The following is a 25,911-nucleotide window of genomic DNA, read 5'->3' on the forward strand; positions in this document are numbered from 1 at the left end:
TTTGCGGGGCGATCACTGTATCGGCGAACGTCTGACGCGCGCCTGACTGTTGCAAGCTGCGCGCCACCCGGTACAATCCCGGTCAGTCCTGAGGAGCGCTGCGACGACCCTGGCCTGCCCCCGATGCGCGGGCCGGCCGGCTGGGTTGCCAGGCTCAGGAATCTCACCAGGCGCCGCCGCGGCGGCGCCCAGCAACGGCGCTCACCTTTGTCGCAGCGGGCGATAAAGGCGGGCCCCTTTCCATCCTGGGTGTTCCGTACGGCCGTCCGCGACGCGCATCGCCGTTGTTTTTTCTACCGGAGCACACACCATGAACGCCGTATCCGACCAAGCCGTTGCCGATTACCACGTTGCCGACATGTCGCTGGCCGCCTGGGGCCGCCGCGAATTGGCCATCGCCGAAACCGAGATGCCGGGCCTGATGGCCATCCGCGAAGAGTTCGCGGCCAGCCAGCCGCTGAAGGGCGCCCGCATTGCCGGCAGCCTGCACATGACCATCCAGACCGGCGTGCTGATCGAGACGCTGGTGGCGCTGGGCGCCGAAGTGCGCTGGGCCTCGTGCAACATCTTCTCGACGCAAGACCACGCCGCCGCCGCCATTGCCGCCACCGGCACGCCGGTGTTCGCCGTCAAGGGCGAGACCCTGGAAGAGTACTGGCAGTACACGCACCGCATTTTCGAATGGCCCGAAGGCCGCCACGCCAACATGATCCTGGACGACGGCGGCGATGCCACGCTGCTGCTGCACCTGGGCGCCCGCGCCGAGCAGGACGCCTCGGTGCTGGCCAAGCCGGGCAGCGAAGAAGAGCGCGTGCTGTTCGCCGCCATCAAGCAGACCCTGGCGCGCGACCCCAAGTGGTATTCGACCCGCCTGGCGCAGATCAAGGGCGTAACCGAAGAAACCACCACCGGCGTGCACCGCCTGTACCAGATGGCGCAAAAGGGCGAACTGGCCTTCGCCGCCATCAACGTCAACGACTCGGTCACGAAGTCCAAGTTCGACAACCTGTACGGCTGCCGCGAATCGCTGGTCGACGGCATCAAGCGCGCCACCGACGTCATGGTGGCCGGCAAGGTCGCCGTGGTGGCCGGCTACGGCGACGTGGGCAAGGGTTGCGCCCAGGCGCTGGCTGCGCTGCGCGCCCAGGTGTGGGTCACCGAAATCGACCCGATCTGCGCGCTGCAGGCCGCCATGGAAGGCTACAAGGTCGTCACCATGGAAGAAGCCGCCGCCCATGCCGACATCTTCGTCACCGCCACCGGCAACTACCACGTCATCACCCGCGAGCACATGCAGGCCATGAAAGACCAGGCCATCGTCTGCAACATCGGGCACTTCGACAACGAAATCGACGTGGCCGCGCTGGACGACTGCCAATGGGAAGAAATCAAGCCGCAGGTCGACCACGTGGTGTTCCCCGACGGCAAGCGCATCATCCTGCTGGCCAAGGGCCGGCTGGTGAACCTGGGCTGCGCCACCGGGCACCCCTCGTTCGTGATGTCGTCGTCGTTCGCCAACCAGACCATTGCGCAGATCGAGCTGTACACCCGCAACGACGCGTACACGCGCGGCCAGGTCTATGTGCTGCCCAAGCGCCTGGACGAGAAAGTGGCGCGCCTGCACCTGAAGAAGCTGGGCGTCAAGCTGACCTCGCTGCGCCAGGACCAGGCCGACTACATCAGCGTGCCGGTCGAAGGCCCGTACAAGCCGGATCACTACCGCTACTGATCCTGTAGCACAATAAGAACGGCCGCGGTATGCGCGGCCGTTCCCGCCAGCGCCCTGGCGCCTTACCGGAGATCGCAATGACCCTGATACTCGTCTGGATCTTGAACGCCGTGGCCCTGCTGGCCGTGGCCTACCTGCTGCCCGGCATTACCGTGGCCAGCTTCGGTTCGGCACTGATTGCCGCGCTGGTGCTGGGCTTGCTGAACATGCTGGTCAAGCCGGTGCTGGTGCTGCTGACGCTGCCCATCACCATTGTCACGCTGGGGCTCTTCCTGATCGTGCTCAATGCGCTGCTGTTCTGGCTGGCCGGCTCGATCCTGCGCGGTTTCCAGGTCAGCGGCTTCTGGTGGGCCGTGGCCGGCGCCATTCTGTACAGCATCATTTCCGGCCTGCTTTCGCGCCTGATCCCCTGACTTTTCCTACCCGATGACTGGATCTTCCACTCCCGCCCTGAGCCTGGAGTTCTTCCCCCCGCGCGACATCGCCGCCCAAGAGCGGCTGGTGCGCGCGGCCAAGCAGATGCTGGCCATCCAGCCGCGCTATGTCAGCGTCACGTTCGGCGCGGGCGGTTCCACCCGCGCCGGCACGGCCGACACGGTGCGCATGCTGCAGAACCTGGGCTGCGACGCCGCCCCGCACTTGTCGTGCATCGGCGCCACGCGCGACAACCTGCGCGACATTCTGTCGGCCTATCGCGAACAGGGCGTGCGGCGCCTGGTGGCGCTGCGCGGCGACCTACCTTCGGGCATGGGCGGCGATGCCGGCGAATTGCGTTACGCGGCCGACCTGGTGGCCTTCATCCGCGCTGAAACGGGCGACGCGTTCCATATCGAAGTGGCCGCCTATCCCGAAATGCATCCGCAGGCCGCCAGCCCGGCCGCCGACCTGAACCACTTCGTGTCCAAGGTCAACGCCGGCGCCGACGCGGCCATCACGCAGTATTTCTTCAACGCCGACGCCTACTTCGACTTCGTCGACCGCGCCCAGGGCAAGGGGGTGTCCATCCCCATCGTGCCGGGCATCATGCCCATCACCAATCATTCGCAGCTGGTGCGGTTCTCTGAAATGTGCGGCGCCGAGATTCCGCGCTGGATCCGCCTGCGGCTGGCCGAATTCGGCGACGACAAGGCATCCATCCGCGCCTTCGGCGTCGACGTGGTGGGCGAACTGTGCCAGACCCTGCTCGACAACGGCGCGCCGGGCCTGCACTTTTACACGCTGAATCACGCCGAAGCGCCGCTGGCGATCTGGCGCGAACTCGATCTGGGGTAACCCGGCGCCTGGCTGCGAACGACGGCGTCTATAGCCCTGGTGTCAGGCTCCGTCAGGTGCCTGACACCGCAGTAAGCCGCAGCCGTCTCAGTCGTACGGTGTCCCGTCAACTGGCCTGCGAGCGTCCCGGGTCTTGCGCCAGCACTTGCAGCGGCGCGGGGTCGGCGGTGTTGCCGCCGGGCGTCAGCCGGTGCGGCTGGTGCAGGCGGCCGGCCGCGGCCAGCGAGCCGGTGGCCTGGGCTTCGGTCCAGGTGGGGTCGGCGATCTCGGCGAACACCTGGCGCAGGCGTTCGCCCCAGGTCTTGCGGATCATGCGGAAGTATTCGTTGTCTTCGTCGATGTGCGCGAAGTGCGTGACGCACAGCGCGCCGCTGTCGTACACCAGCATGTCCAGCGGCAGCCCCACGGAAATGTTCGAGCGCAGGGTCGAGTCCATCGAGATCAGCGCGCACTTGGCGGCTTCGTCCAGCGAGGTGTCGGGGCGCAGCACGCGGTCGAGAATGGGCTTGCCGTACTTGGCCTCGCCGATCTGCACATAAGGCACGTCGGGGCTGGACTCGATGAAGTTGCCGGCCGAATAGATCTGGAACAGCCGGCTGCGTTCGGCGCCGATCTGTCCGCCGAAGATCAGGTTGATGTTGAAGTCGACGCCATGCTCGCTCAGGGCTTCGGCGTCGCGGTCGTGCACGCGCCGCACGGCCTCGCCCACGCGGCGCGCGGCCTCGTACATGTCGGGCGCGGACCACAGCGAGTCGGGGCTGTCGCTGTCCAGCTGGGCCAGCAGGTTCACCACGGCCTGGCTGATGGCCAGGTTGCCCGAGGTCAGCAGCACCATGACGCGGTCGCCCGGCTGTTCGAAGACATTGAGCTTGCGGGCAACGCTGACCTGGTCGACGCCCGCATTGGTGCGCGAGTCGGACAGAAAAACCAGGCCCGCGTCCAGGCAGGCGGCAACACAGTAAGTCATGGTCGTAGGGTGAAAAACGGCTGGCGTATTGTAGGGGCAGTCTGGCCGGCGCGCCGGCTTGCCGCCGGCCCGTACCGGCCCCATTTACTGCTGGGCGGCGGCCTGCACGTGCACCGATACGGCCATCGACTCGTCTCCGCCGCCGTGGCGCACGCCGCGCACCGGCGAGGCGGCGTCATAGTCGCGCGCCACCGCCAGCCGGCAATGGCAGTCCGACGCGAACTGGCGGTTGGTGATGTCGATGCTGATCCAGCCGCTGTCGGCCAGCCAGACGTCGGCCCAGGCATGGCTGGCGGCGTGCTCGGCTTCGGTGTACAGGTAGCCGCTGACGTAGCGGGCGGGCACCCCCAGGCCGCGCACGCAGGCCAGGAACAGGTGGGCGTGGTCCTGGCAGACGCCATGGCCCAGGGCCAGCACCTGGCCGGCGGCGGTGGTCACGTCGGTAGTGCCCGGCTCGTAAGCTACGCGGTCGCAGATGGCGCCGGCCAGCGCCAGCGCGTCGGCCGGGGCGCGCAGGCCGCCGGGCAGGGCGCCGCGCGCGAAATCGAGAATGACCTCGTCGGCCTGGGTCAGCGGCGTCTGCACGCAATAGGCGTGCACGGGCAGGCGGTTGTCTTCGGGGCGCAGGCGGCCGTCGGGCAGCGGGGCGATGTCGACCTGGCCGGTGACGCACAGCTCGATGCTGTCGTGCGGGCGCGTCAGGGTCAGCATGTGGGTGATGTTGCCGTAGGCATCCATCTGCTGTTCCAGCGGGCCGGGCGCGTCGATGCGCCAGCGCAGGGTGCGCTGGTGCTCGTCCTGCCGCGGCGTCAGGCGCAGGGTCTGGATGCTGTAGCTGACCGGCGCCGTGTAGCGGTATTGCGTGACGTGCCTGATGAGATGCTTCATGCGGGTCTCCAGCGGGCTTCAGGCGGCCAGCGGCACCAGGAAATCCTGGCTGATGCGGTTGCCCAGGTCGTTGATGCGGTCCAGGAAGCGTTCCAGGTAGCGGTGCAGGCCGCCGCGCAGAATGTCTTCGACGCGGCCATAGCGCAGTTCGGCGTGCAGCAGGCCGGCGCGCCTTTCGGTTTCGGCCGAGCGCTGGTTCGACACGCGCGCCAGGTCGCCGGTCAGCGCCTGCACCGACGCCACCAGCGAGCGCGGCATGTCGGGGCGCAGGATCAGCAGTTCGGCCACGCGGTCGGGCGTGATCACGTCGCGGTAGACCTTGCGGTAGATTTCCAGGCCCGACACCGAGCTCAGCAGCGCCGACCAGCGGTAGAACTCGCTGGCGCGCGCCGGCGTGTCGCCGTCGGCTTCGTGGAACTTCACATCCAGCAGGCGCGCCGTGTTGTCGGCGCGTTCCAGGTGCATGCCCAGGCGCAGGAAGTGCAGGGCCTCGTCTTCCAGCATGGTGCCGATGGTCACGCCGCGCGCCAGGTGGGCGCGGAACTTCACCCATTCGAAGAACTTGCCCGGGCTGCGCTCGGGCAGCTGGTCCTGCAGGTGCCGCTGCAGTTCCAGCCAGGTGGTGTTGTAGGTTTCCCAGACTTCCGTGGTCAGGCTGCCGCGCACGGCGCGGGCATTTTCGCGGGCGGCGCGCAGGCAGGCGTAGATGGACGACGGGTTGGCCGGTTCGCGCACCATGTAGTGCAGCACGTCCAGCGGCGTGACGGCCGGATAGCGCGCGTCGTAGCCATGCTGCAACTCGGAAATGTGCAGCACGGCGCGCCACAGGCTGTCGCGGGTGGCGGTGTCCTGGGGCATCAGCGACATCTGCAGGTTCACGTCCAGCATGCGCGCGGTGTTCTCGGCCCGCTCGATATAGCGGCACATCCAGAACAGGTTGTCGGCGGTGCGGCTCAGCATGGTCAGTCTCCCAGTACCCAGGTGTCCTTGGTGCCGCCGCCCTGGCTGCTGTTGACCACCAGCGAGCCTTCGACCAGCGCCACGCGGCACAGGCCGCCCGGCACGGTGCGGATTTCCTTGCCGCACAGCACATAGGGGCGCAGGTCGACGTGGCGCGGCGCCACGCCCGATTCGACATAAGTGGGCACGGTCGACAGCGCCAGCGTGGGCTGGGCGATGTAGTTGGCCGGCCGGCTGCGCACGCGCTCTTTGAAGGCTTCGACCTGCGCGCGCGTTGAACACGGCCCCACCAGCATGCCGTAGCCGCCCGCGCCGTGCACTTCTTTCACCACCAGCTCATGCATGTGGGCCAGCACGTGCGACAGCTCGTCGGGGCGCGAGCAGCGCCAGGTGGGCACGTTGGCCAGAATGGGCTCTTCTCGCAGGTAGAAGCGGATCATGTCGGGCACGTACTGGTACGTGGACTTGTCGTCGGCGATGCCGGTGCCGATGGCGTTGGCCAGGGTGACGCGGCCGGCGCGATACACCGACAGCAGCCCCGGCACGCCCAGCGCCGAATCGGCGCGAAAGCTCAGCGGATCGAGGAAGTCGTCGTCGACGCGGCGGTAGATGACGTCCACCCGGCGCGGACCGCGCGTGGTGCGCATGTACACCGTGTTCTGCTCGACGAACAGGTCCTGGCCTTCGACCAGTTCCACGCCCATCTGCTGGGCCAGGAAGGCATGCTCGAAGTAGGCCGAGTTGTACATGCCCGGCGTCAGCACCACCACGGTGGGGTCGTCGGTGCTGCGCGGCGCCACCTCGCGCAAGTTGTCCAGCAGCAGGTCGGGGTAGTGCGCCACCGGCTTGACCTTGACGCGGCCGAACGCCTCGGGCATCAGCCGCATCGACATCTTGCGGTTTTCCAGCATGTACGACACGCCCGAGGGCACGCGCAGATTGTCTTCCAGCACATAGAACTCGCCGGCGCCGGCCCGCACGATGTCCACGCCTGCGATATGGCAATAGATGTCTTCGGCCACGTCCACGTCCTGCATCTCGGGGCGGTACTGCGCGTTCAGGAAGACTTGTTCGGCCGGCACCACGCCGGCCCGCACGATGTCGTGGCCGTGGTAGATGTCGTGGATGAACAGGTTCAGCGCGCGCACCCGCTGCTTCAGCCCGGCGTCCAGGCGTTGCCATTCGTCGGCCGGAATGATGCGCGGGACCAGGTCGAAGGGAATGAGCCGCTCGGTGCCGGCCTCGTCGCCGGCCACCGAGAAGGTGATGCCCACGCGCCGGAAGCTCAGGTCGGCCTCGATCTGCCGCGCCGCCATGGCATCGGCGGGTTGCTGCGCCAGCCACTGCGAGAAGGCCTGGTAGTGGGGCCGCACTTCGCCGCACGCGTCAACCATTTCGTCATACGCCGCCGCGGGCGCAGGCTGTGGATGCTGCATGGCTCCTCCTGTATACGATTCGGGCCTGCCGCGTGATCCGGATGGAGCCTGCGGCCCGAAGCGGGGGCGGGGCTGCATGCGCTATGCCGCATCCAGGCAACCCCGTGCCTGAGACCGTTGTAGCAGAAGGGCTGCGAAGCAGGTAGCAGGGATGCCCCGTAGGAGCCCGGCGCCCCTGGGGCCGCGGCCGGGTTCAGCGCAGCACGTAAGACCCGATAACCCCGCCCGACGGCGCGCCGGGCCCCAGCAGGGGCGGCTGGGGCACCCAGCCATCGGGCGTCAGCACCGCGTCGAGCCGTGCGTCGTGCGCGGCCGGCTGGTAATCGGCGTCGATCAGGCCTTCGTTCCAGGCGATGCCGATGGCGGTGAAGTCATGGCCGGCTTCGCGCAGGGCGGCCAGCGTGCGGTCGTAGTAGCCGCCGCCATAGCCCAGGCGGTCGGCCTGCAGCGTGTAGCCCAGCGTGGGCACCAGAATGACGTCGGGGCGCAGCGCCGGGCGGTCGGCGACAGGCTCTTGCACGTTGTACGGGCCCGTGCTCAGCGCGTCGCCGGGTGCCCAGGCGCGGAATTCGAGCGGCGCGGCGGCTTCGCGTATGGCGGGCAGGGCCACGGCGATGCCGGCCTGCGTCCATTGTTCGAGCAGGGGGCGCAGGTCGGGTTCGTGCTCGAGCGGCCAGAAGGCGGCCACCGAGGCCGGGGCGCGCTGGCCGTGCTTGGCAGCCTGCTCGCGCGCGGCGTTCAGCCAGGTGTACAGGCGGCCGCGCATCAGCAGGCCGCCACGGCTGCGTTGCGCCTCGGGCAGCGCGGCGCGGGCTTGCCGCAATCGCGCACGTAGCGCGACTGCGTTATTCTGTGCGGAATTTTGAATGTTCATGCGGGTTGGCAATGCGTCAGTGGCTTGAATCAGGACGTTATCAGAAATCGGCGCAGGCCGAGCCGCGGGGGCGCCGCTGGCTGCCCGTACTGGCGCTGTTCACGGCGGCATGCAGCTCGGTTGATGCGCAGCAGCCGCGCCAGGCGGCGCTGGCGGCGCCGGCCCAGGATGTGCGCCCGGTGATCTCGGTGCCGCCGGTCAAGCTGGCCGGCCTGCCGCCCACGCCGCAGACCCCCGCGCTGCAGGCGGTGGTGGCCGCGAACGAGGCCAACGACCGCAAGCAGTGGTCGATACTGGGCATGCTGGTCCCGCAGGCGCGCGGCGACCTGCTGGGCAACTACCCGCAGTATTGGCTGTTGCGCTACCAGTTGGCAAATCCGCCCGGCAATGTGCTGCCCAAGGCCGAAACGGCCCGCTTCCTGCAAGAGTACGCCGGCACCTACCTGGCCGAGCGCCTGCGCGGCAGCTGGATCCTGGCCGCCGCGCGCAGCGGCGATTTCGAAACCGTGCGCGAACTCGGCGACCTGCCCTACGCCAATGCGCAAATCCAGTGCGCCATGCTCGAAGCGCGCCACATGACCGGGCAGCGGGCCACGGCCCGCCAGGCGCTGGATATCTTTTCGCCCGGCAAATATTGCTGGAACCTGTACGACCAGCTGGTGGCCGACGGCGTACTGGGCTGGAAAGAGATCCAGCCGCAGCTGCGCGCCGCCATCGAGACCAACCGCACGGGCGATGCGCGCCAATTCGCCAGTTACATCTTCGAGCCCCGCGACCAGAAAACCTTCAACGCGCTGCTGAAAAGCCCCATGAAATGGCTGACGCGGCGCGGCCACAAGCTGGTGGGCCGCAACGAAAAAGAGCTGGCCACCCTGGCGCTGGCGCGGCTGGCCCGCGAAGACCTCGACGTCGCCGACTCGTACCTGCGCCGCCAGTGGGCCGGCAGCCTGCCCAAGTCGGACCTGGCCTGGGTGCGCAGCCAGTATGCGCTGATCGCCGCCCTGAACCTCGACAGCCGGGCCGACGACTGGTACCGCGAGGCCGGCCTGATCGAACTCACCGACTACAACGGCGCCTGGCGGGTGCGTTCGGCGCTGCGCCAGCCCAAGATCGACTGGCGCTGGGTCATTGCCTCTATCGAGCATATGCCCAAGGCACAGCAGGCCGAAGAAGTGTGGGTCTACTGGAAAGCGCGCGGCGAAGCCGCCCGCGGCCGCGACGCGCAGGCGCGCCAGGCCTATGCCGGCATCGCCGGCGAATACAACTTCTACGGGCAGCTGGCGGCCGAAGAACTGGGCCGCCAGATCACCGTGCCGCCGCGCCCGGCGCCGGTCACCGACCAGGAAATGAACGAAGCCCGCGCCAACGCCGGCCTGCAGCGCGCCGTGCACCTGTTCCGGCTGGGCTGGCGCCCCGAGGCCGTGGGCGAATGGAATTTCGCGCTGCGCGGCATGTCCGACCGGCAATTGCTGGCCGCGGCCGAACTGGCGCGCGCCGAAGACATCTACGACCGCGTGGTCAACACATCGGAGCGCACCGAGAACGAAGTGGACTTCTCGCAGCGCTACATTGCGCCGTTCGAAGGCCGCGTCGCGGCCCAGGCCAATGCCATCTCGCTGGATCCGGCCTGGGTGTACGGCCTGATCCGCCAGGAATCGCGCTTCGTGATGGACGCGCGTTCGCACGTGGGCGCCTCGGGGCTGATGCAGCTGATGCCGGCCACCGCCAAGTGGGTGGCGCGCAAGATCGGCATGGCCGATTTTTCGCCGTCCAGCGTCACCGACTTCGACACCAATACCATCCTGGGCACCAACTACCTGAACATCGTGCTGACCGGCCTGGACGGCTCGCAGGTGCTGGCCAGCGCCGGCTACAACGCCGGGCCGGGGCGGCCGCGCAATTGGCGCGCCACCCTGTCGCATCCGGTTGAAGGCGCCATTTTCGCCGAGACCATCCCGTTCACGGAAACCCGCCTGTACGTTAAACACGTGATGTCCAACGCTACTTACTACGCCGCCATGTTCTCGGGGCAGCCGCAATCGCTGAAGGCGCGGCTGGGGCAGATCGAACCCCCGTCGGTGCGCACGGCCGAGCTGCCGTGAACACGCCCGCGGCAACGGCCGGCGCCCCGGATCCCGACTGCGACGGGTTGCAGGTGTATATCGTGGGCGGCGCGGTGCGCGACGCGCTGCTGGGCCTGCCCGCCGGCGACCGCGACTGGGTCGTGGTGGGCGCCACGCCCGAAGACATGGCGCGCCGCGGCTTCATTCCGGTGGGCGGCGATTTTCCGGTGTTCCTGCATCCGCGCACCAAAGAGGAATACGCCCTGGCGCGCACCGAGCGCAAGTCCGGCCGCGGCTACAAGGGCTTTACGTTTTACACCGGCGCCGATGTCACGCTGGAACAAGACCTGCAGCGGCGCGACCTGACCGTCAACGCCATCGCGCGCACGCCGCAGGGGCAACTGCTCGACCCGCTGGACGGCTCGGCCGACATCCGCGCGCGCGTGCTGCGGCATGTGGGCGAGGCCTTCGCCGAAGATCCGGTGCGCATCCTGCGCCTGGGCCGCTTCGCGGCGCGCTTCAGCGACTTCACCGTGGCGCCCGAAACCCTGGCCCTGTGCCGCCGCATGGTCGACGCGGGCGAGGCCGATGCCCTGGTGCCCGAGCGGGTCTGGAAAGAATTGTCGCGCGGGCTGATGGCCGCCACGCCCTCGCGCATGCTCGACGTGCTGCGGCAATCGGGCGCCCTGGCGCGCGTGATGCCGCAGCTGCAAGAGGTCGCCGCCGTCAGTGCCGACCTGGACCGCGCCGCCGCTGCCGGCCTGCCATTGCCGGGCCGTTACGCCCTGTTGTGCCGCCAGAGCCCCGAATGCGAGGCCCTGGGCCGGCGCCTGCGCGTGCCCACCGAATGCGCCGACCAGGCGCGCCTGCTGCCGCGGGTGGTGGACCAGGCGGGGGCGGACGAGCCGCCGGCGCAACTGGCCCTGATCGAATCCTGCGATGCGCTGCGCAAGCCCGATCGCTTCGCCGCGCTGCTGCAGGCCGCCGCCGTGGTCACCGCGGTGGATCAGCCTGCCTGGCAGCGCCGCGTGGACGCGGTGCGCGGCGTGGACGCCGGCGCCATCGCCCGCCAGTGCGCCGGCGACCCGGCCCGCATCAAGCCGGCGCTGCAACAGGCGCGGCTGGACGCATTGGTGGCCTTGCAGCAGGTGTCAGGCTCCGCAGGTGCCTGACACCGCAGTGCGCAACGACTGTCTCAACGGTACGGTGTCTGGCACCTTGCGGAGCCAGACACCTGGTTCGACAGGCCTGGCCCGGCCTATAGCGACGCCAGCCGGTCTCCGCGCGTGAAGCCGCGCAGCGGCATGCGGATATCGCGCCCCACGGCCAATACCTTGAACAATTCCCCCATCTCGGCTTCGCTCAGCAGTTTCTGCACCGGCGCCACGGCCTGGGCATAGCTGCGCGCATCAGCGGGGTCGAGGCGCGCCAGCAGCCCGCCCAGCCCGGCGTTCATCAGGAAGCGCGCCTGCGAGGTATAGCCCAGCACCTGCAGCCCCGCGCCCTGCGCCGCGTCGGCCATGGCGGTGAAATCGACGTGGGCGGTGATGTCCTGCACGCCGGGGGCGGCCAGCGGGTCGGCGTGGGCATGGTGGCGCAGGTGGCACATCAGCGTGCCGCCGGCGCGCTGTGGATGGTAGTACTCGCCGCGAGGGAACCCGTAGTCGAACAGCAGCGCCGCGCCGCGTTCCAGCCAGCCGCCCATGGCCTGCATCCAGGCTTCGGCCCGCAGATTGATCTCGGACACGTAGCCGGGCAGGGGCGGCATGAGCGCGGCCACCGCGCGTGCCAGCGGCGTGCCGGCCGGCCGGTCTTGCCAGGTGAAGCCGCCGGCTGCATCCAGCGCCACGCCGCGTTCGAGCAGGGCGCCGTCGTCGCTCCAGCGGAACAGCGACACCGGCATTGCGTCCAGCACTTCATTGGCCAGCACGCAGCCGGCGAAGTGCCCGGGCAGGGCGTCCAGCCATTGCACGCGGGCGCCGTGCGACGCCAGGCGCGCCTGCTGGCGCGCCCGCAGGTCGGCGGACACTTCGATGATGCGGTATTGGGCGTTGATGCCCTGCGCGTCCAGGGCGGCCAGCACGCTGTCGGCCAGCGCGCCGGTGCCGGCGCCGAATTCCAGCACCGTGTCGGTGCCGGTGGCCGCCAGGATGTCGGCAAGCTGCAGCGCCACGGTGTGGCCGAACAGCGGGGTCAGTTCGGGGGCGGTGATGAAATCGCCCGGCGCGATGGGCAGGCCTTGGGCGCTGGTGGCTTCGGAAGAGGCCAGCTTGATGTTGCCCGCGGCGTAATAGCCCAGGCCGGGGGCATACAGGGCCTGGGCCATCCATTGGTCGAACGGCAGCCAGCCGCCATGGCTGGCGATGGCCTGGCGCAGGTGCGCGGCCACGCGCGCGCTGTGGCGCGCGCTGTCGGGATCAAGAGGGGGAAGCGAGGCGGCGGGGCGTTGCATGGGCGCTATTGTCCCATGGCGCCCCCGCCGCAGGCTTAGCCGCGGCGCGAGCCGCCGGGCTTGCCGTAGTGCTTGGCCGGACCGCCGGCGCGCTGCGCGAACGGCTTGGAGGTCGGGCGGAAGCCGCCGGGGCGGCGCTCGGCGCCGCGGAAATCGCCGTCGGCGCGCGGGGCGCGGGGCTGGAATTCACCGCGTTGCTGGAATTCGCCACGCGGTTTGAATTCGCTGCGCGGCTGGAACTCGCCGCGAGGCTGGAATTCACCGCGCCGGCCGCCGTCGCGCTGCGGGCGCGACTCGTAGCCGGCCGTGGGGCGCGCATCGCGCTCGGCGCGCCAGTCGCCGTGCTGCGGACGGTCGCCAAAGGCGCGGGCCGGACGGAAGTCGCGCTCGCCGGCCGGACGGGCGGGCCGGTCATCGCGGCCGCGCCAGCTGTTTTCGCGCGGCTTGAACTCGCTGCGGAAGCCGCCTTCACGCGGCTGGAATTCGCCGCGCGAACCGCCGTCGCGGGGCTTGGATTCGTGACCGCGCCAGCCGCCTTCGCGCTGGGCGTCGGCCCGGAAGCCGCGGCCCTCGCGGAATTGCGGGCGGTCGCCGCCGAAGCCGCCGGGACGCTTGCCGAACGGCTTGCCGCCACGGCCGGGGCCGCCGGTGAACGGGCGCGGGGTGCGCTTGGGTTCCAGGCCGGCAATGGTTTCCGGCGTGATCGACTGGCCGATGTAATGTTCGATGCGGCGCACCTTGTGGCGCTCGGCATGCGTGGCCAGCGTGTAGGCCTGGCCGTCGCGGCCGGCGCGGCCGGTGCGGCCGATGCGGTGCACGTAGTCTTCGGCCTGCATGGGCAGGTCGAAGTTGACGGCGTGGCTGATGCCCTGCACGTCGATGCCGCGCGCCGCCACGTCGGTGGCCACCAGGATGCGCAGCTGGCCGCGCTGCAGCTGGGTCAGGGTGCGGGTGCGCTGGCGCTGGTTCATGTCGCCATGCAGCGCGGCGGCCGCGAAGCCCTGGTCGGCCAGGCGGTCGGCCAGGTCGTCGGCGCCGCGCTTGGTGGCGGTGAACACGATGGCCTGGTCCAGCTTGGCGTCGCGCAGCACGTGGTCCAGCAGCTGCATTTTGTGGCTGGCGTCGTCGGCGTACAGCAGGCTTTGCGTGATGTTGGTGTGCTTTTCTTTCTGGCCCGCCATTTCGATGCGCTGCGGTTCGCGCATCATGCGCGCGGCCAGCTTGGCCACGGTGCCGTCCAGAGTGGCCGAGAACAGCAGCGTCTGGCGTTCTTGGGGCAGGCGGTCGATGATGGTTTCGATGTCTTCGATGAAGCCCATGTCCAGCATGCGGTCGGCTTCGTCCAGCACCAGGGTGTGCACGGTGTTCAGTTTGACGCGGCCGGCCTTCAGATGGTCGATCAGGCGGCCGGGGGTGGCCACCAGCACGTCGACGCGGCGCGACAGCGCCTTCAGTTGCGCGCCGTAGGGCATGCCGCCCACCACGGTGGCGGTGCGCAGGCCCGGCAGGTTGCGGCCGTACGAGCCCGTGGCTTCGGTGACTTGCAGGGCCAGTTCGCGGGTGGGGGTCAGCACCAGCACCTGCACGCCCACGCCCTTGTTGCCGGGCTGGCCGGCGATGCGGTTGAGCGCCGGCAGCATGAAAGCGGCGGTTTTGCCGCTGCCGGTTTGCGACGACACCATCAGGTCATGGCCGGCCAGCGCTTGCGGAATGGCGGCGGCTTGAACCGGGGTGGGGGCGGAAAAACCGGCTTCTTGCAGGGCCGACAGCAGGGTGGGAGCGAGACCCAGGGTTTCGAAAGACATCACTTGTCCTTGCCGCGCAGGGCGGCACATGTGCCAGGCAAGCCGAAGGATAAGCGGCCGGATCCGGGCGACGGTTGATGGAGCATCGGGCCGACCGGATCAACCGTGCGCATGGCGCGTCATGGCAGACGCGAGGCGAAAGGAAAGGAGGTCAGGAATCGATGGTGCCCGGCATGGGGTCGGGAAGCTGACCCGACAGACTGCGTATGTGACCGCGTGGTGCTACTTGAGGCGCGGATTTAATGCCGGCACGAATTTGTGCAGTGCCGCGATCATAACCTGAATTCGCCCTGGCGTACATCCCCTAAGTTTTCTTCGGCCGTCCAGTCAATAGGGGTTTTGCCTTGTTCGGCCAGCCAGGCGTTGACCCGGGCGAAGTGGCCGCAACCCAGGAAGGGCACCGGGGGGCGGCGCGCCGACAGGGGCGAGGGGTGGTTGGCCGTCAGCACCAGATGGCCACTGTGGTCTGGCAGCAACACCTGCTTGGCCTGCGCGTGCGCGCCCCACAGCAGGAAGGCCTTGGGGGCGGGATCGCGCGCCACCAGGCTGATCAGGGCATCCGTCACGATTTCCCAGCCGCGCCTGGCATGTGAAGCGGGCTGGCCGTCTTCCACGGTGAGCGAGGTGTTCAGCAGCAGCACGCCCTGGCGGGTCCAGCGTGTCAGGTCATTGCCGCGCGGCAGCGGCGTGCCGGGGTATTCCTGGGCGATTTCGTTGAAGATGTTGCGCAGGCTGGGCGGACGCTTGCAATCGTCGGGCACCGAAAAGGCCAGCCCTTGCGCCTGGCCGGGGCCGTGATAGGGGTCCTGGCCCAGGATCACCACGCGCACGTCGGCGGGCGCCAGCCCCTGCAGCGCCCGGAACGGGGCGGCCGGGTACACCACGGCGCCTTCGGCCAGGCGCTGCTCCACGTGGGCGGTGACGCTGTTCAGCGCCCGGGCCACCGCGGGGGCCTGCAGCGCCGCCTGCCAGGCGGGCGGCAATTGGGCGGCTTGCGCGGCCAGGGTAATTTTCTGCAGGCGGTTGTCGTGTGGCATGGGCCGGATTTTTGCACATCGGGTGGCCGGCTTTCGTGCCGGCGCGGCCCCGGCGCGCGAGGTACGGATGCGTGAAACGGCATGAAGCCTCTGTTACATGGGGCGCCGGCAGGCCGCGCGACAGGCGCTGTCGCGCGGGAGTAAAGTAGGTATTGCTGCCCTCGCGGCCAGCGATTTTCAGGAAAGACGAATATGAAGTCCCGATTCTGGTGCGCGGCCGTGGCCGCCGCCACCCTGACCGCCTTCAGCGGCCAGGCTTCGGCCCATGGCCACTACCATGGCAATTATTACTCCGGCTGGTGGGTTGGCGGCGCGGCCCTGCTGGGGGCGGGCGTGGCGCTGGCGCTCAGCAGCGGCCCGCGCTACTACAGCGGCGTGTCGTACGTGTCGCCTCCGGTTTACTACCCGCCCGTGCAATATGCGGCGCCGGTCTACGCCGCGCCGCCCGTCGCCTACGTGGCGCCGGCCGCAACCTATGCCGCGCCGCGCGTGGCGTCGTCCAGCCTGGATGTCATCGCGTATCCCTCCAAAGGGCAAAGCGATGCCCAGCAGGCCCGCGACCGCCAGGAGTGCCGCCGCTGGGCCATCAACCAGAGCGGTTTCGACCCCGACAGCATCAGCGAATACACCACCGCCGTGTCCACCCAGTCGTACACCCGCGCCATGGGCGCCTGCTTCAAGGGCCGCGGCTACGCCATCAACTGACCGAGGCCGCGCTTCGCTGTCGCCCGTCAGACCCAGGTGTCTGGCTCCGCCAGGCGCCTGACACCGCTGTAGGCCGCAGCCGTCTCAGTCGTACGGTGTCCGACACCCTGCGGGAGTCAGACACCTGTGTCGGGCGAATCCGAGCGGCCTGCCGGCCGCCAGATGGACCGCGCGCGGCGCTTCGGAGGTAGGACCGTTCCCTTTCAGCGGATCGGCAGCGCGTACATCAGCCCGCCCTGGGTCCATTGCGCATTCAGGCCGCGCTCGATTTTCAGCGGGCTGCCGGCGCCGACATTGCGCTCGAAGCTTTCACCGTAATTGCCCACCTGCTTGATGATGTTGTAGGCCCATTTTTCGTCCAGCCCCATGTTTGCCCCAGCGCCGGGCGTGACGCCCAGCATGCGGCGCACATTGGGATTGGTGCTTTGCAGCTGCTGGTCGACATTGGCCGAGGTGACGCCGTATTCCTCGGCCTCGATCATGGCCGACAGCGACCAGTGCACGATGTTCAGCCAGGCGTCGTCGCCCTGCCGCACGAAGGGCCCCAGCGGTTCTTTCGAGATGATCTCGGGCAGCACCAGGTAGTCGTCGGGGTTGTGCAGCTTTGATATGCGGATCGAGGCCAGGCCCGAGGCATCGGTGCTGAACACGTCGCAGCGGCCCGAAGCGAAGGCGTTGACCACTTCGTTGAAGGTCTCGATCACCACAGGCTTGTAGCTGACATTGTGCGCGCGCGCCCAGTCGGCCAGGGTGTTTTCGTTGGACGTGCCGGTCTGCAGGCAGATGGTGGCGCCGTTGAGTTCGGTGGCGCTTTTCACGCCCAGTGATTTCGGCACCAGAAAGCCCTGGCCGTCGTAGAAATTGATGCCCGCGTGGATGATGCCCAGCGCCGTGTCGCGCTGCTGCGTGACCGTGGTGTTGCGCGTCAGCAGGTCGATTTCGCCTGATTGCAGCGCGGTGAAGCGCTGCTGGGAATTCAGCGGCACGATCTTGATCTTGGCGGCGTCGCCGAACACGGCGGCGGCCACGGCCCGGCACAGGTCCACGTCCAGCCCGCGCCACACGCCTTGCGCATCCGGCGCCGAGAAGCCGGCAAAGCCCGTGGTGGTGCCGCAGCGCAATTCGCCGCGCTTTTTCACGACGTCCAGGGTGGCGGCCTGCGCGCCGGCCATGGCGGCCAGCAGCAGGGCGGCGCCGATCAAGCGAGTTGCAATCTTCATGGTGTACTTCCGGTAGGTGCGGGCCCGCGACAATGCGGGCCGGTATCGAACCCGACAGGTTAGCCACCTTGCGCGGGCTCGCCAAATAACCCGGTGTTTGTACGATATACGCGACCATGGTTATTGCGAAAACGCAAAAAGAAATGCAATAAGCTGGCAAGGTAGGTCTCAAGGCCGAAACTGTTGCGCGGCGCGGGTAGACTCGTTCGCGGCCGTGCTTTTGTGCGGTGTTTCTTTCTTGCCTGATATGCCATGGTCCAGATCCCCATCTCCCCGTCTTCCCTGCACCGGCCTACCGAACCGCGCCAGCAGCCGCCGTCAGGCTGGGCGCTGTTCGCGCTGGGGTTCCGGCCGTTCTACCTGGGCGGCGCCGTGTTCGCCGCCCTGGCGGTGGCCGTCTGGGCCGGGCAGTTGGCCGGGCTGCTGCCGCCGCCGGCCGGGGCCCTGGGCCTGGCGCTGGTGTGGCACGCACACGAAATGGTGTTCGGCTTCGCGGCCGTGATCGTGGTGGGCTTTCTGTTTACCGCCGGGCGCGCCTGGACCGGCGTGGACACGCCGGCCGGCGGCACCTTGGCGGCCCTGACGGCGTTGTGGCTGGCCGGCCGGCTGGCCATGTGGCTGGCCCCGCCGCCGCTGGCGGCGCTGTGCGACGGCCTGTTCCTGCCGCTGGCGGCGCTGGCGTTCACCCGTGTGCTGATGCGCGCCGGCAACCGCCGCAACTATCCTCTTGCGCTGGCTCTGTGGGTTTATGGCGCCATCAACCTGGCTTATCACGCCTTCGCCTGGCAGGGCGACGCGGCCCTGGCGCTGCGCGCCTGTGTGGCCGGCCTGGCGCTGCCGGTGCTGTTCGTTACCGTGATCGGCGCGCGCGTGCTGCCCATGTTCACCACCAACGCCGTGCCCGGCTTTCGCCTGAAATCGTATCCCCGCCTTGGCAAGCCCATCGTGGCCGCCACCATTGCCGCGCTGCTGGCCTGGGTGCTGGCCGCGCCGGCCTGGCTGGCGGCGCCGCTGTCGACGCTGGCCGGCGTGCTGCTGGCCGTGCGCGTGGCGGGCTGGCGCGGCTACGCGGTGGGCAACCGGCCCATTTTGTGGATCCTGCACCTGGCCTACGCCTGGCTGCCGGCGGGTTTTCTGCTGCTGGCGGCCGGCGCGCTGGGCTGGGTGATGCCCGGCGTGGCCGAACACGCTTTTGCCGTGGGGGTGGTGGGCACCGCCATCATCGCCATGATCACGCGCACGGCGCTGGGCCACACCGGCCGCCGGCTGGTGGCGGGGCGCGCCGAGGTCACGGCCTATTGGCTGATCGTGGCGGCCGCCCTGCTGCGCGTGCTCGGTCCGCTGCTGTGGCCCGCGGGCTATCTGCACTGGGTGTATGGCGCCGCGCTGTGCTGGGTGGCCGGCTTTGCGCTGTACGCGCTGACCTACGCGCCGCGCCTGGCGCGTCCACGGGTCGACGGCAAGCCGGGCTGATCCGCGGCCCGCGGCCATGTGGCTGTGAGAAAATGGCCGCAATCCAGCTCCCGATGTCCATGGCCACCACCAAAAAGCCCGCTGCCTCCGGCGCCGAACCTGCTGCCCCGCAAGCGGCGCCGCCCGCCATGCTGGCGCGCATCGAAGGCCTGCTGCCGGCCATGGGGCCGGCCACGCAGCGCATCGGCGAATTCGTCATCCGGCACCCCGGCCAGGTGGTGCACATGTCGGTCAGCGAAGTGGCCGAGAAAACCGAATCCAGCGAAGGCAGCGTCATCGGCTTCTGCAAGATGGTGGGCGCTACCGGCTTCCAGCAGCTGAAGATCGCGCTGGCGCAGGAAATCGTGCGGCCGGTGCAATACATCCATGAAGACCTGTCGCCCGAAGACAGCGCCGGCACCGTGGTGGGCAAAATCTTCCAGAGCAATATCCAGGCGTTGCAGGAAACCGCCTCGGTGCTCGACACCCAGGCGCTGCAGCGGGCCGTGCAGTTGCTGGCGCAGGCCCGCCGCATCGAGATCTACGGCATCGGCAGTTCGGCCACTATCGCCGAAGACGCCCACTACCGCATGTTGCGCATCGGCCTGAACGCCACCGCCGTCACCGACTCGCACGTGCAGGCCATCAGCGCATCGCTGACCGGCCCCGACGTGGCGGTGCTGACCATCTCGCATTCGGGCAGCACCCACGAAACCGTGCTGGCCACCCGCCTGGCCAAAGAGGCCGGGGCGCGCACCATCTGCATCACCAATTTCGGTAAATCGCCGATCCAGGCGTTTTCCGATGTGCTGCTGCACACCATGGCGCGTGAAACGCGCTTTCGCACCGAAGCCATGACCAGCCGCCTGGCGCAGCTGGCCATCATCGACGCGCTGATCGCCTGCCTGGCGCTGGCCAATTACGATAAATCCGTGGCCACGCTGAAAAGCACGTTCAACGTGCTGTCCCTCAAGCGCTATTGACCCGCGCCTGCGGCAATGCCGCGCGCGCGGCGCAATCGCTGGCCAGCAGCTGTGTCGGCGTGGCGGCCATGGCCTGCGGGCCGCCGCCCACCAGCACGTACCGCAGGCCGGCGCGCACCGCGCCCGCGGCGTCGGTGTCGGGGTTGTCGCCAATGACCAGTGTGTCTGCCGGCGTACTGCACAGCCGGCGCAGCCCCTCGCGGAACATGGCGGGCCCGGGCTTGCCGGCCACATGCCAGGGGCGGCTGCCGGTGCAGGCGATCACGGCCTGCAGCAGCGCGCCGGTTTCGGGCACGACCTGTCCGTCGGGGCCGGGGTGCGTGCGGTCGATATTGCTGACTACCAGCCGGGCGCCGCGCGCCAGCTCACGCGCGATGGCGGCCAGCGCCGCGTAATCGAAGCCCTTGTCCAGCGCCAGCGCCACGACATCGGCGTCGCGTTCCACCAGGCGGCAGCCGCACGCCGCCGCCTGGCGTTTCAGCGCGGGTGACGCGCGCATCAGTATGCGCGCGCCCGCGTGGCCGTCGCACAGGTATTCCACCAGTTGCTCGCCCGCCAGCACCAGGTCGCTCGCGCGCACCGGCAGCCCCATGCCGCGCAGGCGCCGCGCCATCTGGCGCGCGGTGTGCGTGGAGTTGTTCGACACGATGACGAATCGTCCGCGAAAAGCATGCAGCAGGGCGGCGGCGCCGTCGATGGGCTGGTGTTCGCGGATCAGCGTGCCGTCCAGATCCAGGATCAGGCTGGGGCGGCCGGCGTGCCAGGGGGTGTGCTCCTGGCCTTGCGCGGCGGCGGCCGGGCAGGGCGAGGGCGGGGAATCGTAGGCAGTCATGCGGGACGGAATCGGGACAGCGGCGACGCCGGCAGTGTAGCTGAATAAAGCTCAGTTTGTAATAAAGAGGATCTGAGATTAATTCATTCGCCTGTCATGTTGCCTGCCTAATCTTGCTTCCCATCCGATGCATTCCACCCGCACGAGGATCCGAGATGAACCCGCTATCTTCCCGCCCCTGGGCTGCCCTGGCGGCCAGCCTGCTGTTGTGCCTGCTGGCCGCCTGCGGCAGCGGCAGCGACGATGATGACAGTGCCGGCCAGCCCGGCACGCCGGACAACCCCGGCCCATCCGCACAACTGCGTTGCGCACCCTGAACGGCCTGCCGCCCTCGCGAGCCGCGTTCCCCTTTTCCCTTTCTGCGTGAGACCCTCCATGAGCAAGCCTTTTCCTACGGCGCCTGGCGACAGCGTGCCGCGCAATGCGAACCGCCGTGATTTCCTGCGCAAGTCGGCCGGCGCCATGGGCGCGCTGTCGGCGGCCGCCATGCTGCCCGCGTCCATCCGGCGCGCCCTGGCCATTCCGGCGGCGGTTGAAACCGGCACCATCCAGGACGTCAAGCATGTGGTCATCCTGATGCAGGAAAACCGCGCCTTCAACCATTACTTCGGCGCCATGCGCGGCGTGCGCGGCTTCGGCGACCGCTTTCCCATTCCGCTGGCCAGCGGCAAGTCGGCGTGGTTCCAGTCGGACGGCACGAAAGAAGTGCCGCCGTATCACCTGGACCGCGAATCGATGAACGCCATTTTCGTGCCGGGCACGCCGCATTCTTATTCGGACGCCCAGGCCGCCTGGAACCAGGGCAAGTTCGGTTTCTGGCCCAAGTACAAGAACGTGCATTCGATGGGCTACTACCGCCGCAACGACATTCCGTTCCAGTACGCGCTGGCCGAGGCCTTCACGATCTGCGACGGCTATCACTGTTCCATCACCACCGGCACCGACCCCAACCGCATCGTGTTCTGGTCGGGCTCGAACTTCAATCCGGAACTGGGCCGCCTGGGCATCAATTGCACCGATTCCGATTCCGAACCCAACAACCTGCGCTGCTGGATCACCGGCGCGCTGCCCGATCCCGGCTATACCTACCAGGGGTCGTCGTTCAAGTGGCCGACGCTGCCCGACCTGCTGGAGCAAGCCGGCGTCAGCTGGCGCTTTTACCAGGATCCGAACAACAACTGGACGGGCGCCATGCATGGCGGCCTGGCGTTCGAGTCGTTCCGCACGGCCGAGCCCGGCTCGCCGCTGTACGAAAAGGGCATGAGCAACTACAGCCTGGAAGACCTGACCGACGATGTGCGCAACAACACCCTGCCCGAGGTGTCCTGGGTACTGCCCTCGCCGCCCGAGTCCGAGCATCCGGGCGGCGGCGGCAGCACGTCGCAAGGGGCCGACTACATTGCGCGCGTGCTGGACGCGCTGACGGCCAACCCTGAAGTCTGGGCCAAGACGGCATTCTTCATTACCTTCGACGAGAACGACGGCCTGTTCGACCACCTGCCGCCGCCGGCCGTGCCGTCGTACGACGCCGACGGCAATCTGATGGGCAAGTCCACCGTGGCGCTGGACGGCGAGTACTTCTCGGACCCGGCGCGCAAATACCTGAAGGCCGACGACACCATCAGCGGCACCACGCGTCCATGGGGCCTGGGGCCGCGCGTGCCCATGTATGTGATTTCGCCCTGGAGCCGCGGCGGCTGGGTGTGCTCCGAGGCCTTCGACCACACCTCGATGGGCCGCTTCCTGGAACAGCGCTTCGGCATCACGGTCGACAGCATCAGCCCCTGGCATCGCGCCGTGTGCGGCGACCTGACCTCGGCCTTCGATTTCAAGACGCCCAACGACGACGTATTTCCCGCTTTGCCGGACAACAGCGACTTCGCGGCGCAAGAGGCCCAGCAGCGCACCCTGCCGCGCGCCGATCCGCCCCTGACGCCGCGGCCGCTGTACCAGGAGCCCGGCACCCGCTATTCGCGCGCGCTGCCGTACGAACTGCACGTCAGCGCCCGGGTGGGCGACGATGGCCGGGTGACGCTGATCTTCAGCAATACCGGCAAGGCCGGCGCCGTGTTCCATGTGTACGACAAGAAGCACCTGGACCTGATCCCCCGCCGCTATACAGTCGAACCCGGCAAGATGCTGGAAGACGCCTGGGATGCGCCGGCCGACGGCGGCGATTACGACCTGTGGGTGTACAGCACCAATGGCTTCGTGCGTACCTTTGGCGGCAACACCGCCACTGGCGCCCGGCTGGAAACGCAGGTCTGCTACGACGTGCGGCAGGGCGCCGTGTACGCCAAGGTGGCCAACGGCGGCGCCGCGGCCGCCAGCGTCACGCTGCAGGCCAACGCCTATCGCACCGACGGCCCCTGGACGCTGGACGTACCGGCCGGCAAAGTGGCCGAGCAGCACTGGGCCCTGGCCGACAGCGGCAACTGGTACGACTTCACGGTAACCGCCGATGGCGTGGAACGCCGCTTTGCCGGCCGCGTGGAAACCGGCGAGCACACGGTCAGCGATCCGGCCATGGCCACCACCCTCTGAACCCGCATGCCGCGGCGGGGCCCGCGCAGGGCGCCCGCGCGGCGTGCGCGCATGACGACTTTCCAGGACTAGACATGAAACGCATCAAGGCGGCCCCGCGCGGGCCGGGAATGCGCTCGGCCGCGGCGGCCGTGGCGCTGGCGGCCGGCGGCGGGCTGGCGCATGCACAGCCGGTGCAGTGGGACGGCAGCAACTATGCCGTGGGCAACGGCGCCGGCCAGAATGTTTCCACCAAATGGAATCTCGCCGTGGGCGAAGCGGCGGGCACGAATGTGTCGGGCGGCAATGCCAACCAGGCCATCGGGTTCAATGCGGGGCAGAACGTGCAGGGCGGCTGGAACCAGTCGTTCGGCCGCAGCGCCGGGCAGAACGTCACCGGCAACTACAACAATGCGGTGGGCTTCTGGGCCGGCACCGGCGTCACCGGCAGCCAGAACACCGCCATCGGTTCGAATGCGGGCCGCAATGTGGCGGGCAGCAACAACCAGGCGCTGGGCAATGGCGCGGGGCAGAATGTCAGCACCAACTGGAACGTGGCCATCGGCGAAGGCGCCGGCTCGAACGTGGGCGGCAAGAACGCCAACCAGGCCATCGGCTATTACGCCGGAACCAACGTGCAGGGCGGCTGGAACCAGTCGTTCGGCCGCAGCGCCGGGCAGAATGTCACGGGCGACTACAACAACGGCGTCGGCTTCTGGGCCGGCACCGACACGCGCGGCAACCAGAATACGGCCATGGGCTCGAACGCCGGGCGCAACGTCACCGGCGATTCCAACCAGGCCATTGGCCAGGACGCCGGCCGCGACGTGGTGGGCAACAACAACCAGTCGACGGGCCAGAATGCCGGGCAGCAGGTGCGGGGCAGCGGCAACCAGGCCAGCGGCATGAACAGCGGCCAGGCGGTCCGGGGCGACAACAACCTGGCCACAGGCTCGTACGCCGGCAGCGGCGTTGTCGGCAGCAACAACCAGGCCAGCGGCCTGGGCGCCGGGCGCGGCGTCAATGGCTCGAACAACGTCGCGCAGGGCACCGGCGCGGGGCTGGGCGTGCAGGGCAGCGACAACGTGTCGGTCGGGTCGGGCGCCGGCCGCGGCATTACGGCGGACCGCGCGGTGTCGATCGGCAGCGCGGCGGTGGCGGGCGCCAGCGACAGCGTGGCGGTGGGCGCGGGCGCGCAGGCGTCGGCCGCCAACAGCGTGGCGCTGGGAGCCGGCTCGCAGGCTACGCGCGGCGCCCGGACCGGCTACCAGGCCTACGGCATGGCCAGCCCGCAGTCGTCGGCCGGCGAGGTCAATGCAGGGGGCCGCCAGGTCACCGGCGTGGCCGCCGGCAGCGCCGACACCGACGCCGTCAACGTGGGGCAGTTGCGCGCGGTGACCCAGGACACCGAACGGGGCCTGTCGAACCTGCGCAGCGAAGTGCACAGCATGGACCGCGAACTGCGCGCCGGGGTCGCCGCGGCCATGGCCACCGCAGGCCTGCCGCAGGCGTACCTGCCGGGGCGCAACATGGTGTCGCTGGCGGGCGGCGCGTGGAACGGCGAATCGGGCTACGCGCTGGGCATTTCGCGCGTGTCGTCCAGCGGCAGCTGGGTGATGAAGGCGGCGGCCAATGGCTCGTCGCGCGGCGACATGGGCGCAACGGTGGGAGTGGGGTACCAGTGGTAGCGGGAACGCTCAAATAGCCGGAGGGCGGTTCTTCCCGAGGCAGCCCGGCGCCAGGTCTCTGACTCCCGCGTAGCGGGTGTCAGACACCCAGGGGGAGACGTTCAGTGCCACAGCAGCGCGTTCAGCGCTTCGGCCAGCCGGTTGCGGTAGCGGGGCAGCAGCTGCTGGATGCGCGCCTGGCGGGCGTGCCAGTCGGGCGGTTCTGCCCCGGCCGCCACGCGCGGCGGCGCCCAGACGGCATCGGGAAAATGCCGGTCGCCGCGAAAGCGCGGAATGATGTGCCAGTGCAGGTGCGGCACCATATTGCCCAGCGATGCCAGGTTGACCTTGTCGGGCGCCAGGATGTCGCGCTGCACCTGCTCTACGGCGTAGACGGCGCGCATCAGCAAGTCGCGCCCGTGCGTGGACAGGCTGGTCATCTCCGGCAGGTGGCCGTTCCAGACCACGCGCGTAAAGCCCGGATAGTCGGCATCGGCCACTTCGATGACGCGCAGGTGCGCGCCGCGCCACAGCAGGGCGCCGCCGTCTTCGCGGCACAGCGGGCAGTGGGGGTCGCGCGCGCTCACAGGGTTTTCCGGTACTGGATGAAGCCGGGGCGGTCGGCGATGCGATCGTAAAGCTGCATGGCGGTGTGGTTGGTTTCGTGGGTCAGCCAGTACACGCGGGCGGCATTGACGGCGCGCGCCTGGGCGTACACGTGTTCGATCAGGGCGCGGCCATGGCCGCCGCCACGCACGTCGGGCGCCACGAACAGGTCTTGCAGGTAGCAGTAGTCGCCCGCGGTCCAGCACGACCGGTGCAGCACCCAGTGCACCATGCCCACCGCGCGGCCGTTGTCGTAGGCCAGCGCGGCATGCATGGGTTCGGCCGGATCCAGGAAGCGTTCCCAGGTGGTGCGGGTGACGGCGTCGGCGATATCGACGTTATAGAACGCCTGGTAGCCCTTCCACAAAGGCAGCCAGGCCTCGAAATTGGCGGCGGCCACGGGGCGGATGTCGGCGGGAGATTTCGCGGCGGTTTTCATG

The 25,911-nt window shown here is 68.9% G+C and carries 23 protein-coding genes and 1 riboswitch; of the genes, 11 read left to right on the forward strand and 12 right to left on the reverse strand.

Annotation, left to right across the window (positions count from 1 at the left end):
• Positions 1-84: 84 nt before the first annotated feature.
• Positions 85-210, forward strand: a riboswitch (S-adenosyl-L-homocysteine riboswitch).
• A 100-nt stretch (positions 211-310) separates the two neighbouring features.
• The 3 genes from ahcY to metF all read left to right on the forward strand — a co-directional run bounded on the left by ahcY (position 311) and on the right by metF (position 3,001).
• Positions 311-1,729 carry an adenosylhomocysteinase gene (gene ahcY / locus J2P76_RS06045; protein ID WP_207405291.1) on the forward strand — a complete coding sequence of 473 codons (1,419 nt, stop codon included), beginning with the start codon at positions 311-313 and terminating at the stop codon, positions 1,727-1,729.
• Between the two features lie 77 nt (positions 1,730-1,806).
• Positions 1,807-2,142, forward strand: coding sequence for a phage holin family protein (locus tag J2P76_RS06050; protein WP_207405292.1), 336 nt, complete (start codon positions 1,807-1,809; stop codon positions 2,140-2,142).
• Positions 2,143-2,155: 13 nt separating this feature from the next.
• Complete coding sequence (gene metF / locus J2P76_RS06055) at positions 2,156-3,001, forward strand: methylenetetrahydrofolate reductase [NAD(P)H] (protein ID WP_207405294.1); 846 nt, start codon at positions 2,156-2,158, stop codon at positions 2,999-3,001.
• A 106-nt stretch (positions 3,002-3,107) separates the two neighbouring features.
• Here the strand turns inward: metF and J2P76_RS06060 are convergent, their stop codons facing one another.
• The 5 genes from J2P76_RS06060 to J2P76_RS06080 all read right to left on the reverse strand — a co-directional run bounded on the left by J2P76_RS06060 (position 3,108) and on the right by J2P76_RS06080 (position 8,126).
• Entirely contained in the window at positions 3,108-3,968 is an 861-nt protein-coding gene (locus J2P76_RS06060) for a proteasome-type protease (RefSeq protein ID WP_207405296.1), read from the reverse strand.
• Positions 3,969-4,052: 84 nt separating this feature from the next.
• Complete coding sequence (locus J2P76_RS06065) at positions 4,053-4,856, reverse strand: transglutaminase family protein (RefSeq protein WP_207405298.1); 804 nt, start codon at positions 4,854-4,856, stop codon at positions 4,053-4,055.
• 18 nt (positions 4,857-4,874) lie between these two features.
• On the reverse strand, positions 4,875-5,816 hold the full coding sequence (locus J2P76_RS06070; RefSeq protein WP_207405300.1) for an alpha-E domain-containing protein: 942 nt from the start codon (positions 5,814-5,816) through the stop codon (positions 4,875-4,877).
• 2 nt (positions 5,817-5,818) lie between these two features.
• The gene (locus tag J2P76_RS06075) at positions 5,819-7,252 is read right to left on the reverse strand and encodes a circularly permuted type 2 ATP-grasp protein (RefSeq protein ID WP_207405302.1); all 1,434 of its coding nucleotides are present in this window, start codon (positions 7,250-7,252) and stop codon (positions 5,819-5,821) included.
• 193 nt (positions 7,253-7,445) lie between these two features.
• Positions 7,446-8,126 (reverse strand): 5-formyltetrahydrofolate cyclo-ligase, encoded by a 681-nt coding sequence (locus J2P76_RS06080; protein ID WP_207405304.1) that lies wholly within the window; start codon positions 8,124-8,126, stop codon positions 7,446-7,448.
• Between the two features lie 11 nt (positions 8,127-8,137).
• On the opposite strand from J2P76_RS06080, the gene J2P76_RS06085 reads away from it, so the two are divergent.
• Both J2P76_RS06085 and J2P76_RS06090 read left to right on the forward strand, forming a co-directional pair.
• Positions 8,138-10,228, forward strand: coding sequence for a lytic transglycosylase domain-containing protein (locus J2P76_RS06085; RefSeq protein WP_207405306.1), 2,091 nt, complete (start codon positions 8,138-8,140; stop codon positions 10,226-10,228).
• Positions 10,225-11,361 carry a CCA tRNA nucleotidyltransferase gene (locus tag J2P76_RS06090; protein WP_207405308.1) on the forward strand — a complete coding sequence of 379 codons (1,137 nt, stop codon included), beginning with the start codon at positions 10,225-10,227 and terminating at the stop codon, positions 11,359-11,361. Before J2P76_RS06085 ends, J2P76_RS06090 begins: the two co-directional genes overlap by 4 nt.
• Positions 11,362-11,447: 86 nt before the next feature.
• On the opposite strand, the gene J2P76_RS06095 is transcribed toward J2P76_RS06090, so the two are convergent.
• From J2P76_RS06095 to J2P76_RS06105, 3 genes are all read right to left on the reverse strand, one after another.
• The gene (locus J2P76_RS06095) at positions 11,448-12,641 is read right to left on the reverse strand and encodes a class I SAM-dependent methyltransferase (protein ID WP_207405310.1); all 1,194 of its coding nucleotides are present in this window, start codon (positions 12,639-12,641) and stop codon (positions 11,448-11,450) included.
• Between the two features lie 35 nt (positions 12,642-12,676).
• Positions 12,677-14,446: a DEAD/DEAH box helicase gene (locus J2P76_RS06100; protein ID WP_207405312.1), complete on the reverse strand. Its 1,770-nt coding sequence runs from the start codon at positions 14,444-14,446 to the stop codon at positions 12,677-12,679.
• Positions 14,447-14,718: 272 nt separating this feature from the next.
• The gene (locus J2P76_RS06105; protein ID WP_207405313.1) at positions 14,719-15,483 is read right to left on the reverse strand and encodes a uracil-DNA glycosylase; all 765 of its coding nucleotides are present in this window, start codon (positions 15,481-15,483) and stop codon (positions 14,719-14,721) included.
• A 192-nt stretch (positions 15,484-15,675) separates the two neighbouring features.
• Here J2P76_RS06105 and J2P76_RS06110 point away from each other — a divergent pair, with 192 nt between their 5' ends.
• Positions 15,676-16,188 carry a hypothetical protein gene (locus J2P76_RS06110; RefSeq protein WP_207405315.1) on the forward strand — a complete coding sequence of 171 codons (513 nt, stop codon included), beginning with the start codon at positions 15,676-15,678 and terminating at the stop codon, positions 16,186-16,188.
• Between the two features lie 203 nt (positions 16,189-16,391).
• Here the strand turns inward: J2P76_RS06110 and J2P76_RS06115 are convergent, their stop codons facing one another.
• Positions 16,392-17,408, reverse strand: a complete 1,017-nt coding sequence (locus tag J2P76_RS06115; protein WP_207405317.1) for an amino acid ABC transporter substrate-binding protein — start codon at positions 17,406-17,408, stop codon at positions 16,392-16,394.
• Positions 17,409-17,660: 252 nt separating this feature from the next.
• Here J2P76_RS06115 and J2P76_RS06120 point away from each other — a divergent pair, with 252 nt between their 5' ends.
• Both J2P76_RS06120 and J2P76_RS06125 read left to right on the forward strand, forming a co-directional pair.
• Positions 17,661-18,881, forward strand: a complete 1,221-nt coding sequence (locus tag J2P76_RS06120; protein WP_207405319.1) for an NnrS family protein — start codon at positions 17,661-17,663, stop codon at positions 18,879-18,881.
• Positions 18,882-18,940: 59 nt separating this feature from the next.
• Positions 18,941-19,843, forward strand: coding sequence for a MurR/RpiR family transcriptional regulator (locus J2P76_RS06125; RefSeq protein WP_242697309.1), 903 nt, complete (start codon positions 18,941-18,943; stop codon positions 19,841-19,843).
• On the opposite strand, the gene J2P76_RS06130 is transcribed toward J2P76_RS06125, so the two are convergent.
• The gene (locus J2P76_RS06130) at positions 19,830-20,675 is read right to left on the reverse strand and encodes an HAD-IIA family hydrolase (protein ID WP_207405320.1); all 846 of its coding nucleotides are present in this window, start codon (positions 20,673-20,675) and stop codon (positions 19,830-19,832) included. The genes J2P76_RS06125 and J2P76_RS06130 overlap by 14 nt on opposite strands.
• A 155-nt stretch (positions 20,676-20,830) precedes the next feature.
• On the opposite strand from J2P76_RS06130, the gene J2P76_RS06135 reads away from it, so the two are divergent.
• The 3 genes from J2P76_RS06135 to J2P76_RS06145 all read left to right on the forward strand — a co-directional run bounded on the left by J2P76_RS06135 (position 20,831) and on the right by J2P76_RS06145 (position 24,886).
• A complete protein-coding gene (locus J2P76_RS06135; RefSeq protein WP_207405322.1) occupies positions 20,831-20,992 on the forward strand; it encodes a hypothetical protein in 162 nt (53 codons plus the stop codon).
• Positions 20,993-21,050: 58 nt separating this feature from the next.
• Positions 21,051-23,219 carry a phosphocholine-specific phospholipase C gene (locus J2P76_RS06140; RefSeq protein WP_207405324.1) on the forward strand — a complete coding sequence of 723 codons (2,169 nt, stop codon included), beginning with the start codon at positions 21,051-21,053 and terminating at the stop codon, positions 23,217-23,219.
• A gap of 74 nt (positions 23,220-23,293) precedes the next feature.
• Complete coding sequence (locus J2P76_RS06145) at positions 23,294-24,886, forward strand: YadA family autotransporter adhesin (protein ID WP_207405326.1); 1,593 nt, start codon at positions 23,294-23,296, stop codon at positions 24,884-24,886.
• Positions 24,887-24,987: 101 nt separating this feature from the next.
• Here J2P76_RS06145 and J2P76_RS06150 read toward each other — a convergent pair whose 3' ends face one another.
• Both J2P76_RS06150 and J2P76_RS06155 read right to left on the reverse strand, forming a co-directional pair.
• Positions 24,988-25,452, reverse strand: a complete 465-nt coding sequence (locus J2P76_RS06150) for an HIT domain-containing protein (protein WP_207405328.1) — start codon at positions 25,450-25,452, stop codon at positions 24,988-24,990.
• The gene (locus J2P76_RS06155; RefSeq protein ID WP_207405330.1) at positions 25,449-25,910 is read right to left on the reverse strand and encodes a GNAT family N-acetyltransferase; all 462 of its coding nucleotides are present in this window, start codon (positions 25,908-25,910) and stop codon (positions 25,449-25,451) included. Before J2P76_RS06155 ends, J2P76_RS06150 begins: the two co-directional genes overlap by 4 nt.
• Position 25,911 lies beyond the last annotated feature (1 nt).

It is taken from the genome of Bordetella petrii, from assembly GCF_017356245.1.
Lineage (GTDB): Bacteria > Pseudomonadota > Gammaproteobacteria > Burkholderiales > Burkholderiaceae_B > Bordetella_A > Bordetella_A petrii_D.